Here is a 12,431-nt window from a genome sequence, read left to right as displayed (position 1 = left end):
ATGACGCTGCATTTCGACTGGAGCCGCGCGACGACGATCCTCCAGCGCCTCGGTTCGGTCATCGGCCTCGTCCTGCTCTTCATCGTGCTCTCGATCATGAGTCCGGACTTCCTCACCACCGGCAACTTGCTCACGGTGCTGCGCCAGGTCTCGATCAATGCGCTGATCGCGTTCGGCATGACCTTCGTGATCCTCGCCGGGGGCATCGACCTTTCCGTCGGTGCGATCCTCGCGCTTACCGGCGCGGTGGCGGCGGGCCTCATGGCCGCGGGACATGGCATGGCGCTGGCGGTCGGCGCGGGCCTCGGGCTCGGGCTCGTCCTCGGCATGGTCAACGGTGTGCTCGTGTCCTGGGGCAAGGTGGCGCCGTTCATCGCCACCCTCGGCACGATGACGCTGCTGCGCGGACTCACGCTTTCGTATACGCAGGGCAGTCCGATTCCCGTCACCGACAAGGGCTTCGCGCTGCTCGGTGGCGGCTATGTCGGCCACCTCGTGCCGTTGCCGGTGGTCTGGATGTTCATCGCCTTCGTCGTGTGTGGCTTCCTGTTGCGCGGCACCGTGTTCGGTCGCCACGTGGTCGCCATCGGCGGCAACGAGGAGGCCGCGCGCCTGTCCGGCGTGCGCATCTCGCCGATGAAGCTCGCCATCTACGGCCTTTCCGGCCTGCTTTCCGCCTTCGCCGGCATCGTGCTCACCTCGAGGCTCTATTCCGCGCAGGCCACGGCCGGCGCCGGCTATGAACTCGACGCCATCGCCGCCGTGGTCCTCGGCGGCACCAGCCTGGCCGGTGGCCGTGGCTGGCTCTTCGGCACGCTGGTAGGCGCGCTGCTCATCGGTTTCCTCAACAACGGCCTCAACCTGCTGGGCGTCAGTTCGTTCTACCAGCAGGTCGTCAAGGGCATCGTCATCCTGATCGCCGTCCTGCTCGACAGGCGGCAGTGAACCACGAGGTACACGTCATGCGCACACGCAACTTCTTCACCACGGCCGCCGTCATCCTTCTCGCCGCCTGCTCACAGCAGGGCCCGGGCGAATCCGCGCCAACCGCTGCCGGCACGGCGGGAGGCGCGGCGCCGTCGGGTACGCCGGTGGTCGGACTCGCACTGTCCACGCAGAACAACCCGTTTTTCGTTGAACTGAAGGACGGTGCGCAGAAAGCGGCGAAGGACGCCGGCGTGCAGCTCGTCGTCGTCGACGCGCAGGACGATCCGGCCCGGCAGATCTCGAGCGTGGAGGACCTGATCCAGAAACGCGTGTCGGTGATCCTGCTCAATCCGACCGACTCGTCCGCGCTCGCTGGCGCCGTGCAGTCGGCGCAGCGCGCCAACATTCCTGTCGTGACGCTGGATCGTGGCGTCGATGGCGTGGAAGTCGCCTCGCACATCGCATCCGACAACATCGCGGGCGGGAAGATGGCCGCCGACTACCTCGCGAAGGCGCTGGGTGGCAAGGGCGACATCATCGAACTGCAAGGCGTTGCCGGTACCTCCGCCGCGCGCGAGCGTGGCAAGGGTTTCGACGACGCGATCGCGGGCACCGGCATGAAAATCGTCGCGAAGCAGCCGGCGAATTTCGACCGCGCTCAGGGTCTGTCCGTGAGCGAAAACCTGCTCCAGGGCCATGGCGACGTCCAGGCGATCTTCGCGCAGAACGACGAGATGGCGCTCGGTGCCGTGCAGGCACTCGCCGGCAAGAGCAAGAAGGTACTCGTCGTCGGCTTCGACGGCACGCCGGACGGTAAGACCGCGGTACAGAACGGCGGCATGGCCGCGACAGTCGCGCAGCAACCCGAGGAAATCGGTCGCCTCGGCGTCGAGACGGCGAAGAAGCTCATCGACAAGCAGCCGGTGGAGAAGTCGATCGCGGTGCCGCTGAAGCTTCTGACGAAGGAATAAGCGGCCAGATTTGCTGCCTGGTGGGAGCCGAGCAGAAAGTGAGCAGCCGCTAGTCCTGCGGGCCCGGTGCGATGACTTCCCGTTGCCCGTTGATGCCCATCGCCGACACGAGGCCCGCCGCTTCCATCGCCTCCACCAACCGCGCCGCGCGGTTGTAGCCGATGCGGAACTGGCGCTGCACGAAGGAGATGGACGCACGGCGGGAGCGCAGGACGAACGCAGCCGCTTCGTCGTAGAGCGGGTCCAGCTCGGCATCGATGCCTTCCTCGCCCGGCTCGCCCTCGACGGCTTCGCTCGCCGGGCCGGCAAGGATCTCGTCCTTATAGTCCGGTTCGCCGAACTGCTTCAGCCACGCCACGATGCGATGCACTTCTTCGTCGGCGACGAAGGCGCCGTGGATGCGTTGCGGGTACCCGGTGCCTGGCGGCAGGAACAACATGTCGCCCTGGCCAAGCAAGCTCTCCGCGCCCATCTGGTCGAGGATGGTGCGCGAGTCGATCTTCGAGGACACCTGGAACGCCACGCGTGTCGGGATGTTCGCCTTGATCAAACCCGTGATGACGTCCACCGACGGACGCTGGGTGGCGAGGATGAGGTGGATGCCCGCGGCGCGTGCCTTCTGCGCCAAGCGCGCGATCAGTTCCTCGATCTTCTTCCCCGCGACCATCATGAGGTCGGCCAGCTCGTCGATCACCACGACGATCATCGGAAGGGTGTCGAGGTGCTCGGGTACTTCCGGGTGTGCGGGGAAGGGATTGAACAGCGGCGTCCCGGCCGCGCGCGCCTCGCGCACCTTCTGGTTGTATCCCGCGAGGTTACGCACGCGCAGGTCGGACATGACCTTGTAGCGGTTTTCCATTTCCGCCACGCACCAGTTGAGCGCGTTCGCGGCGAGCTTCATGTCCGTGACGACCGGCGCCAGCAAGTGCGGAATGCCTTCGTAGACCGAAAGCTCCAGCATCTTGGGATCGATCATGATCATGCGGACGTCGTCCGGCGTCGCCTTGTACAGCATCGACAGGATCATCGCGTTGACCGCGACCGACTTGCCGGAGCCGGTCGTGCCGGCGACAAGCATGTGCGGCGCCTTCGCGAGGTCGGCGACCACCGGTTCGCCCGTGATCCCCTTGCCCATGGCGAGCGTCAGCAACGAATCCGAGTCGCGGTATTCCGCCGAGTCGAGGATCTCCGACAACGCGATCATCTGCCGCTGTTCGTTCGGCAGTTCGAGCCCCATGCACGTCTTGCCGGGAATCGTTTCGACGACGCGGATGGACGTGCGGCCAAGACCGCGCGCGAGATCCTTCATCAGCGCGACGATCTGGTTGCCGCGCACGCCGACGGCAGGCTCGACTTCGTATCGCGTGATGACCGGCCCCGCCGAGGCCCCGACGACCTGCACCGGCACCTTGAACTCACGCAGCCGCTGCTCGATGAGTTCGCCGGTCTCCCCGAGCTCTGCTTCGGAGATGGACAGGGTGTCGTGACGCGCAGCCGCCAGCAACGTGAGCGGTGGCAGGCTCGCCTCGTTTGGACGGCTCGCGCGCAAAGGGCCGACAGGTGTCAGCGCCACCCGATGTCGCAGTGGCTCGATCGGTTCGTCAGGGCGGGGCGATTCGGCGACGGATTCGTCATTCGCCGCGATGGCGAAGCGCGACACGGGCCGTGCCGATGGCGGCACCGACACGGGCACCGGCACCGGCACGGGCCGGTCCGCAAGGTGTTGAGTTGAACCGTGCCGCTGCTGGGTGGGAGCCGACCCTGTCGGCGATTCAAGGCTGCCCTCGTTCTCCAGGCCCACCGAAAGGGGTCCCACCGCACGCGGCGCCAACCACGGCTCGCGAATCACCGTCTCCGGACGGGCATCACGGCGTGGCGGCACGGACGTGGCCATCGACGGCCCGACCGTCGGCGCGGGGGACGCGGCGCGAACGATCGTCCCCCGCGACGAACGCGTTTGTGCAGACGATCGCTTCGCCTCGGGTGTCGCACGCCGACGGACGGGCGGACGATCCGCACGCCGCACGGCCGCCGCCGTTCGCCGACCGGTAGCGCGCGCGGCCGTGCGCGAGAACAGCCTCCGCGTCGCTTCGATCGTCAGCGCGCCCAAGGGCTCGAGCACCGCGTTCGCACGCGTGAGGAACGACGACCAAGGCACGCCGACGTACCAGGGCAACGCGATCACCAGGATCACGACCGCAAGCAGCGCCGTAAGGCCGCCGCCGGGAAAGGTCGTGAACGCCGCGGCCAACACGCGGCAGACGACACCGCCGGTGGACGCATCGTCGGTGTAATGCGACACGACCAGCCCTTCGAGCGTGGAGCTCGCCACCAGGACCAGTGTGAATCCCACCCAGAAGCGAATCGCGCCGGGACCGACGGTGGGCGGCCGGCGCCGGCGGACCATCGCGGCGACGAGTCGCCAGAACAGGGGAAGCAACCACAGAGTGGACAGCCCGAAGGCGCCGAACACGAAGGAGAGCATGCCTAACCGGAAGAAGAATCAAGCGAGCCCATTAGTTTAGCCCGCATTCGTGCGGAGAGCGGCGGGAATGCGCGCTAAGCCGCTGGCATCGTTCAAAAGGCACATTCCCACGAGGAGCGGGAATGCTAGCCTCGCGAAAACCTGCGGGGGCGACGATGAATCCGATGATCCTGGTAGCCGTGCTTTGCCTGGGTGCCGTGGCCGGCGCCTGGCTTCGATCGGAAGCGGTCCTCGCGGCGAAAGGGTCGCTCGGACTCGCCGCGGGAGTCCTGCTTGCGCAGGTGCTTTCCATGCTCCTTCGCTTCGGGCACGTCGCGGATGCGGACGAGATGCTCGAACCGATCCTCGTCGCGCTGCATGTAGCGTGGGCGCTGACTGTCGCGTACGCGATCGGCGCGGCCTTTCCATCCACGCGCGGCAACGGGGCACGTCAGCGCGCGCTATGGCTTGCCGCGGTGGGCGCCGCGCTCCTCGTGGCCGGAAAATTCCTGCTCTTCGAGGTCGGCAAGATCCGTCATAACGAGGAAATGGAACAGTTCTTCCTCTCCTCGGGCTACCCGGCGTTCCTGCATTACGTGGTCATGGCACTCGAACTGACCGGGTCGCTCGCCCTGCTGTTCTTCGCGAAGCGGCGGCCGGGTTTGGCCGCCGCGATCGGTCTCGGCGTGATCATGGCTGGCGCGGTCGCCACGCACATGCGTAACGGCGACCCGCTGAGCGACTCCTACGACGCCATCTCGCAGGCCGTCTATATCGCTACGTACTTGGTAGCCGCGGTCTTGGCGATGCGTGCAACGGCTCCGGTCTCGGCGCGGCGTTACGCGCGGTAGCGCGGTGCCACGTCCTTGCGCGAGAGGTTCGGCGCCATCGTGAGGCGTGCGGCCTCGTAGGCCTTGTACTGCTCCTCGTCCTGCAGCGGCGGAATGGTGACGACTTCACCGCGGTCATAGCCGACCAGTGCGGCGTCCACCAGGTCGGCGGTGTCCATCACCATGCCGGGCAGCATGGCATCCACGTCCTTGCCCGACTTCTCCCAGATTTCGGTCCGGGTCGCGCCCGGCAGAACCACCTGCGCGCGCACGTTCGTGCCCTGCAGCTTCGCCGCCAGCCCGAGCGTGATGTTGACGAGGTGCGCCTTGGTGCCGCTGTAGAGGCCGTCCATCATCTCCGGGGCGAAGGCGAGCACGCTGGCGATATTGATGATGCCGCCCTCGTTGCGTGCCGCGAATGCCTTGCCCGCCGCGGCGGCCAGCAAGGTCGGCGCGAGTGTGTTCACGACGATCAGCTTTTCGATGTTCTCGCTGCCGTTCTCGAGGATGCTGCCCTCCAGCGAAATGCCGGCGTTGTTCACCAGGAGGGTGAGCGTGGCGTCTTCCGCGAGTACGCGCTCTACCGTCGCGATCCCCTCGCGGTCGCCAAGGTCGGCTTGCAGCACATCCACCTTGCGGCCGGTGCGCGCGGCGATTTTTTCGGCAAGGGCGTTGAGCCGGTCGAGACGCCGGGCGACCAGGAGCAGGTCGTAGCCGCGGTCGGCAAGGCGCTCGGCGTACAGCTCGCCGATGCCCGAAGAAGCGCCTGTAATCAGTGCCTTACCCTTGTTCTGGATGCTCATGATCGTTGACTCCGCATAGTTAGTTGCAAAACGATAGTTACTACGTTGCCATACGATAGTGACATCGCTATCATAATGCAATGGACTCCGACAAACTTTCTTCCGGTACCTGCGCCATCTCCCGCGGCCTCGCGCTCGTCGGCGACACCTGGAGCGCCCTGATCCTGCGGGACGCAAGCCTCGGCCTGACCCAGTTCGACCAGTTCAGGACCAGCCTCGGGATCGCGCCGAACATCCTGTCGCGCCGATTGAAGTCCCTGACGGAGGCTGGCGTCTTGGAGAAGCGGCGCTATAGCGAGCGGCCTCCGCGCGACGAGTACGTGCTGACGCAGGCGGGGCGCGACTTCCTTCCCATCCTCGCCGCGATGGGCGAATGGGGTCGACGCTATAACGGCGGCGGACGGGCGCTATCGCACCTGGTGGACAGCGACACCGGCTGTCCTCTCGAACCTGTCGTCGTGGATCGCACGACGGGCAAGCCGCTAGGCGAGCTACCGATGCGCCTGGTAATGCCGGACTGAGTCGGCTGGCTTCGGGCAAGCCGCCGTGGGAAAGAGGTCGTTCGGATCGCCACGGCGCGAGGCGACGATGGGATGCTGGACGGCCGTGTACCAGCGCTGGCGCGGCCACCAGTGCGCGAGCTTGGGGTGCAGCGTCGGTTCGACGGCCTGCCCCGGCTCTGGAATCAGCACCTCGGCATGACGGCATGCCGCCGCTGCCAGGACGCGCTCGGCCGGCTCCGTCCACGCATGGTGCGCCAGCTTGATGAGGCCCCAGTGCACGGGGATCAACACGCGTCCACGCACTTCCTCGTGCACGCGCACCGCCTGTTCCGGACCGAGGTGCCAGTCGGGCCACTGCGGATCGTACTGGCCGGACTCGATCATCGTGACGTCGAAGGGGCCCAGCTTCTCACCGACATCGACGAACGTGTCGTTGAGGCCGGTGTCGCCGGAGTAGAAGGCGCGATGCGCCGGGCCGACGAGGGCAAAGCCGGTCCACAGCGTCTGGTTGCTGCGTGGCGACAGTCGTCCGGACGCGTGGCGCGAGGGGGTGGATACGACACGCACGTCGCCCACCGTCGTTTCCTGCCACCAGTCCAGTTCGGTGATGCGTTGCTCGGGCACGCCCCAGCCCACGAGGTGGGAACCGATACCCAGCGGCACGATGAAGCGCACGCCGCGCGCGTTCAGGGCCTGGATCGAGGCGCGGTCGAGATGATCGTAATGGTCGTGCGACACCAGCACGGCGTCGATGCGTGGAAGGTTCTCGATCGGCACCGGCGGCTCGTACCAGCGTTCCGGGCCCAGCCACGGGAACGGCGACGCCCGTTCGCTCCAGAGCGGGTCGACCACGATGTTGGTGCCGTCGATCTCCACGAGCATCGACGAATGCCCGAACCACGTGATGCGCAGCCCGCTTGCCGGGGCGGCGGCGTATAGCGCCGAGGAATCGACCGTCGGTACGGGACGGTCGGGTTCCTCGCCCGGCTGCGATCGAAGCAGCTGGAAAATGCCGCCCTTGATGTTGCTGTACATCGGCAGCGGGTTGTCGAAACGATCGCCATGCCATTGCGGCGAGTGGGCATAGCGCGACAGTCGCGCGCCGTCCGGGTTCGTGCCGATGTTCGGCCACGCCGAGACGGCGGCGAATACGATCAACGCCACGACAATGGCGGCCGCGACGCCGACATGGCGGGCGATGCGCTTCAAGCAGGCATCGTCGCCATGTCGATCACGAAGCGGTAACGGACGTCGTTCTTCACGAGGCGCTTGTAGGTCTCGTTGATCGAGGCCATGTCGACCACCTCGATGTCGGACACGATGCCGTGCTCGGCGCAGAAGTCCATCATCTCCTGCGTCTCCGCCATGCCGCCGATCGCCGAACCCGCGATGGTACGACGGGGGAGCATGAGCGCACCGCCGATCATGCCGTCGATGGGCGTCAGCACACCGACCAGCACCATCGTGCCGTCGAGCCTGAGCAGGTTGATGTACGGATTCAGGTCGTGCGAGACCGGCACGGTGTTGAGCAGGAAGTCGAAGCTCGCAGCCGCCGCCTTCATGGCTTCCGCGTCGGTGGAGAGCAGCACGGCGTCAGCGCCCAGACGCTTCGCGTCGTCGCCCTTGGAGGCGGAGGTGGTGATCATCGTGACGTGCGCGCCCATCGCCTTGGCGAACTTGACGCCCATGTGGCCGAGGCCGCCGAGGCCCACGACGCCCACCTTCTGGCCCGGGCCCACGTTCCAGTGGCGCAGCGGCGAATAGGTGGTGATGCCGGCGCAGAGCAGCGGCGCCGTGGCCTTGAGGTCGAGCTTCTCCGAGATCTTCACCACGAAGCGATCCTGCACGACGATGTCGGTGGCGTAGCCGCCGTAGGTCGGGGTGGTCTTGTCCTGTTCGGTGCCGTTGTAGGTGAAGCTGGTGTGGGTCAGGCAGTACTGCTCGAGGTCGCGCTTGCAGGATTCGCACTCGCGGCAGGAATCGACCATGCAGCCGACGCCGGCATAGTCGCCGACCTTGAACTTCGTGACCGCCGAGCCGACGGCCTTCACGCGGCCGACGATCTCATGGCCCGGCACCATCGGGAAAATGCCCGGACCCCAATCGTCCTGAGCCTGGTGCAGGTCGGAATGGCAGACGCCGCTGTAGAGGATTTCGATGTGGACGTCGTTCGGGCCCACGTCGCGGCGAGGAACCTTGAAGGGGGCGAGGGGCGCCTTGGCCTGGGGGGCGGCGAATCCGCGGACTTCGAACATGGCAGTCATCCTCTTCATAAGGGTGTGGATCGGTAGCCGGTAACGGTAATGCTTCAACAATCCATTGCGCCAACGGGGATTCCGCGATGAATCGTTGAGTTATCCTTGACAATCATGCGACCGGACAACCTTTCCCACCTCGCCGCGTTCGCGGCCGTGGCCCGCCACGCGAGCTTCCGCAAGGCCGGGGCCGAGCTGACGCTGACGACGTCGGCGATCAGCTATGCGATCCGCAGCCTGGAGGAACGGCTGGGCGTCGTATTGTTCCATCGAACGACGCGGAGCGTTTCCCTCACCGAGGCGGGGCAGCGCCTGCTGGAGCGGCTGGCGCCCGCACTGCTCGACGTGGGCGAGGCGCTGGAGGAAATGAACAACTTCCGCGCGACGCCCGCGGGTACGTTACGGATCAACATGCCCCGCGTGACGGCCCAGCTGCTGCTGCCCGGGCTCTTGCCCCGGTTCCTGACCCGTTACCCGGACATCCACTTCGAGGCCGTCGACAACGACGGACTCGTGGACATCGTGGCGCTCGGGTTCGACGCCGGCATCCGCTTCCTGGAACAGGTGCCGGAGGACATGATCGCGGTGCCGATGGGCGGCGACCAGCAGGGCGCCTGCGTCGCCTCGCCTGAATACATTGCCGAGCACGGCATTCCCCAGCATCCGAACGACCTGTTCCAGCACGACTGCATCCGATTCCGCTTCCCCAGTGGTCGGCTCTACAAATGGGAGTTCGAGCAGGGCACGAAGAAGCTGGAACTGGACGTGCGCGGCCGCGTGACGTTCGGCGACCTCCGTCTGGCGCTCGATGCCGCCGTGGCTGGGATCGGCTTCACGCTCGTCCTGGACGAGCAGGTGACCGACCTCGTCGCCGAGGGGAAGCTGGTGAAGGTCCTCGAGGACTGGTGCCCGCCGTATCCGGGTTTCATGCTTTATTACCCGCGCCAGCGGCGGGTGACCTCGGCCCTCAGGGCCTTCATCGAGTTCGTCCGCGACGAGACCTACTAAGTCCACTTGTGGCGGCGTATCCTATGGCAATGTTGCGTCGCAACACGCGGCGACGCGCCCCATCGTCCCCGAGCTGCCAATGACTTCTTCCGCACCCGCGCTCCGCCCGGGCACGTCGCCCGTTCGCGCTCCCCATGTCGGTCTGGTGATCCTGGCCCTGGCGGTCGGTGGCTTCGCCATCGGCACGACCGAGTTCGCGTCCATGAGCATGCTGCCCCTGTTCGCGCAGGGCCTCGGCATCGACGCCCCGACGGCCGGACACGTCATCAGCGCCTATGCGCTGGGCGTGGTCGTGGGCGCGCCGATCATGACGGTGCTCGGCGCGCGCGTGCCGCGTCGCCGCTTGCTCCTCCTTCTCATGGCGATGTTCACGCTGTTCAACGGCCTGACCGGGCTTTCGCCGAACTACCACTGGATGCTGGTGTTCCGCTTCCTCGCGGGCCTGCCGCACGGCGCGTATTTCGGCGTCGCCGCACTCGTCGCGTCGTCGCTCGTGCCGGCGAATCGCAGAACGCGCGCGGTGGGGCAGATGTTCCTCGGACTCACGATCGCCACGGTGGTCGGCGTCCCGCTGGCGAGCTGGCTCGGACAGGCGGTCGGTTGGCGGTGGGCGTTCGCGCTCGTCGCGTTGCTGGGCATCGCGACGATGTCCGCCGTCGCGCTGTTCGCGCCCGAGGTGCCGGCGGACCAGAACGCGAGCCCTCTGCGCGAACTGGGCGCGCTGAAGCGACCGCAGGTGTGGCTCACGCTGGCGATCGGCGCGATCGGCTTCGGAGGACTATTCGCCGTCTACACGTATCTCGCCGATACCCTCGTGGCCGTCACGCACATGTCGTTGGGCACCGTGCCATGGGTGATCGGCGTCTTCGGCCTCGGCCTCACCGCCGGCAACATGATCATTCCCGTCTTCGCCGACCGCGCGCTCATGCGCACCGCGGGAGGACTGCTGGTGTGGAGCATCGTCGTGCTGGCGCTCTTCCCGTTCACCGCGGGAAATGTATGGACGCTGGGACTGAACGTGTTCCTCATCGGCATCGGCGGCGCGCTCGCCACGGTGTTGCAGACGCGGCTGATGGATGTCGCGGGTGACGCGCAAGGCCTTGCCGCCTCACTCAACCATTCGGCCTTCAACACGGCGAATGCGCTGGGGCCGTTCCTCGGCGGACTCGCCATCGCGCACGGCTACGGGTGGACGTCGGTGGGTTGGGTGGGCAGCCTCTTGGCAATGCTCGGCCTCGGTATCTGGGCAATCGCCGCGGCCGCCGACGTGGAAACCCGGCCGTCACTTGCCGATGCAGAATGAGCTGAAGATGGCGCCCAAGAGGTCGTCGGACGAGTAGGTTCCGGTGATTTCGCCCAACGCCTGTTGGGCATGGCGCAGCTCTTCCGCCGCGAGTTCGCCGGCATGGCTGCCGTGCAGGGCGTGCGCCGTGCGCTCGAGATGGTCGCGCACCGCTTCGAGTGCGACGACATGGCGGCGTCGTGCACTGAAGGCGCCTTCGCCCGCACCCGCCGTGGCGAGGTGGCGGAGGATCGCGCGAAGGTCGTCGAGGCCTTCGCCCGTGCGTGCGGATAGCCAGAGCGTTTCATGATCGCCATGCCGTTCGCGGCGTGCGGCGACATGCGCCAGGTCGATCTTGTTGATGACGACGACGCGCGTTGCATGCGCCGGCGTGCCTTCGAAGAAGGCGAGGTCGTCGCTCACATGGGACTCGTCGGTGACGAGGAGGGCGACGTCGCAACGCTCGAGTTGTGCGCGCGCGCGGCGAATGCCTTCGCGTTCGACGATGTCGTCCGACTCGCGTAGCCCCGCCGTGTCCGCGAGTTCGAGCGTGGCGCCTTCGATCGAGACGGACTCACGAAGCACATCGCGCGTCGTGCCCGGGATGTCGGTGACGATGGCGCGCTCCTGTCCCGCAAGCGCATTCAGCAGGCTCGACTTGCCCGCGTTGGGACGGCCGACGATCGCCACGGATATGCCGTCGTTCAACCGGACGCCTCGCCGCGTTTCGACGAGCAACGCATCGAGGTTGGCTCGCAGCGTGGCGAGGTTCCGCCCGATGACAGGGTCGGCGAGGAAATCGATTTCCTCTTCGGGGAAGTCGATGGCCGCTTCGATGTGCACGCGGAGCGCGACCAGCTCGGCGAGGAGATCGTCCACGCGCGCCGAGAACACGCCTTCCATCGAACGCAACGCAGCGCGCGCCCCGGCTTCCGATGTGGCGGCGACGACGTCGGCCACCGCTTCCGCCTGGGCGAGGTCGAGCTTGCCATTGAGGAACGCACGCTCGGTGAACTCGCCGGGACGCGCTAGACGCGCACCCAGCGTGACGACGCGGCGAAGCAGGGCGTCGAGCAGCACCGCGCTGCCGTGGCCCTGCAATTCCAGCACGTGTTCGCCCGTATAGGATGCCGGGCCAGGGAAGTGGAGCAGGATGCCGCGGTCGATCAATTCGCCGTCGCCGTCGCGGAATGCCGCGAAGTGTGCATGTCGCGGCGACGGCTCGCGCCCGAGCATCGTGCGTGCGATCGACGGAACGAGCGGGCCGGAGACACGAACGGCGCCGACACCGGCCGCACCCGCGCCGGTGGCGATGGCTGCGATGGTGTCTTCGCCGTGGCTCATGGGGAACTCCCTATGGCGAAGCGGCGCGTCTTTCGACGCGCCGC

The 12,431-nt window shown here is 66.9% G+C and carries 11 protein-coding genes; 6 read left to right on the top strand and 5 right to left on the bottom strand.

Translation table 11 applies throughout. The features are described 5' to 3' along the window. Together ACQKIE_RS08740 and rbsB are read left to right on the top strand one after the other, a co-directional pair. Positions 1 to 945 carry an ABC transporter permease subunit gene (locus ACQKIE_RS08740; RefSeq protein ID WP_427457976.1) on the top strand — a complete coding sequence of 315 codons (945 nt, stop codon included), beginning with the start codon at positions 1 to 3 and terminating at the stop codon, positions 943 to 945. 17 nt (positions 946 to 962) lie between these two features. Further along, complete coding sequence (gene rbsB, locus ACQKIE_RS08735; RefSeq protein ID WP_427457973.1) at positions 963 to 1,898, top strand: ribose ABC transporter substrate-binding protein RbsB; 936 nt, start codon at positions 963 to 965, stop codon at positions 1,896 to 1,898. 49 nt (positions 1,899 to 1,947) lie between these two features. Here rbsB and ACQKIE_RS08730 read toward each other — a convergent pair whose 3' ends face one another. Then, positions 1,948 to 4,383 (bottom strand): DNA translocase FtsK 4TM domain-containing protein, encoded by a 2,436-nt coding sequence (locus ACQKIE_RS08730; protein WP_427457970.1) that lies wholly within the window; start codon positions 4,381 to 4,383, stop codon positions 1,948 to 1,950. 155 nt (positions 4,384 to 4,538) lie between these two features. On the opposite strand from ACQKIE_RS08730, the gene ACQKIE_RS08725 reads away from it, so the two are divergent. After that, positions 4,539 to 5,213, top strand: coding sequence for a DoxX family protein (locus tag ACQKIE_RS08725; RefSeq protein ID WP_427457967.1), 675 nt, complete (start codon positions 4,539 to 4,541; stop codon positions 5,211 to 5,213). Here the strand turns inward: ACQKIE_RS08725 and ACQKIE_RS08720 are convergent. Further along, a complete protein-coding gene (locus ACQKIE_RS08720; RefSeq protein ID WP_427457965.1) occupies positions 5,201 to 5,995 on the bottom strand; it encodes an SDR family NAD(P)-dependent oxidoreductase in 795 nt (264 codons plus the stop codon). The genes ACQKIE_RS08725 and ACQKIE_RS08720 overlap by 13 nt on opposite strands. A gap of 80 nt (positions 5,996 to 6,075) precedes the next feature. On the opposite strand from ACQKIE_RS08720, the gene ACQKIE_RS08715 reads away from it, so the two are divergent. Beyond that, positions 6,076 to 6,516, top strand: a complete 441-nt coding sequence (locus ACQKIE_RS08715; RefSeq protein ID WP_427457962.1) for a winged helix-turn-helix transcriptional regulator — start codon at positions 6,076 to 6,078, stop codon at positions 6,514 to 6,516. Here the strand turns inward: ACQKIE_RS08715 and ACQKIE_RS08710 are convergent. Both ACQKIE_RS08710 and ACQKIE_RS08705 read right to left on the bottom strand, forming a co-directional pair. Further along, positions 6,487 to 7,707 (bottom strand): MBL fold metallo-hydrolase, encoded by a 1,221-nt coding sequence (locus ACQKIE_RS08710; protein ID WP_427457961.1) that lies wholly within the window; start codon positions 7,705 to 7,707, stop codon positions 6,487 to 6,489. The genes ACQKIE_RS08715 and ACQKIE_RS08710 overlap by 30 nt on opposite strands. Continuing rightward, a complete protein-coding gene (locus ACQKIE_RS08705; RefSeq protein WP_427457958.1) occupies positions 7,704 to 8,753 on the bottom strand; it encodes an NAD(P)-dependent alcohol dehydrogenase in 1,050 nt (349 codons plus the stop codon). The genes ACQKIE_RS08710 and ACQKIE_RS08705 overlap by 4 nt, the downstream gene beginning before the upstream one ends. Positions 8,754 to 8,867: 114 nt before the next feature. Here ACQKIE_RS08705 and ACQKIE_RS08700 point away from each other — a divergent pair, with 114 nt between their 5' ends. After that, the gene (locus ACQKIE_RS08700) at positions 8,868 to 9,761 is read left to right on the top strand and encodes a LysR family transcriptional regulator (protein ID WP_427458428.1); all 894 of its coding nucleotides are present in this window, start codon (positions 8,868 to 8,870) and stop codon (positions 9,759 to 9,761) included. Between the two features lie 79 nt (positions 9,762 to 9,840). Then, the gene (locus ACQKIE_RS08695; RefSeq protein ID WP_427457954.1) at positions 9,841 to 11,064 is read left to right on the top strand and encodes an MFS transporter; all 1,224 of its coding nucleotides are present in this window, start codon (positions 9,841 to 9,843) and stop codon (positions 11,062 to 11,064) included. Here the strand turns inward: ACQKIE_RS08695 and mnmE are convergent. Further along, positions 11,044 to 12,387, bottom strand: a complete 1,344-nt coding sequence (gene mnmE, locus ACQKIE_RS08690; RefSeq protein WP_427457951.1) for a tRNA uridine-5-carboxymethylaminomethyl(34) synthesis GTPase MnmE — start codon at positions 12,385 to 12,387, stop codon at positions 11,044 to 11,046. The genes ACQKIE_RS08695 and mnmE overlap by 21 nt on opposite strands. Positions 12,388 to 12,431 lie beyond the last annotated feature (44 nt).

This window comes from Luteibacter sp. NPDC031894 (assembly GCF_050273135.1).
Classification (GTDB): domain Bacteria; phylum Pseudomonadota; class Gammaproteobacteria; order Xanthomonadales; family Rhodanobacteraceae; genus Luteibacter.
The sequence above is the reverse complement of the archived record's forward strand: the minus strand, read 5'-3'. Positions and strand labels throughout refer to the sequence as shown.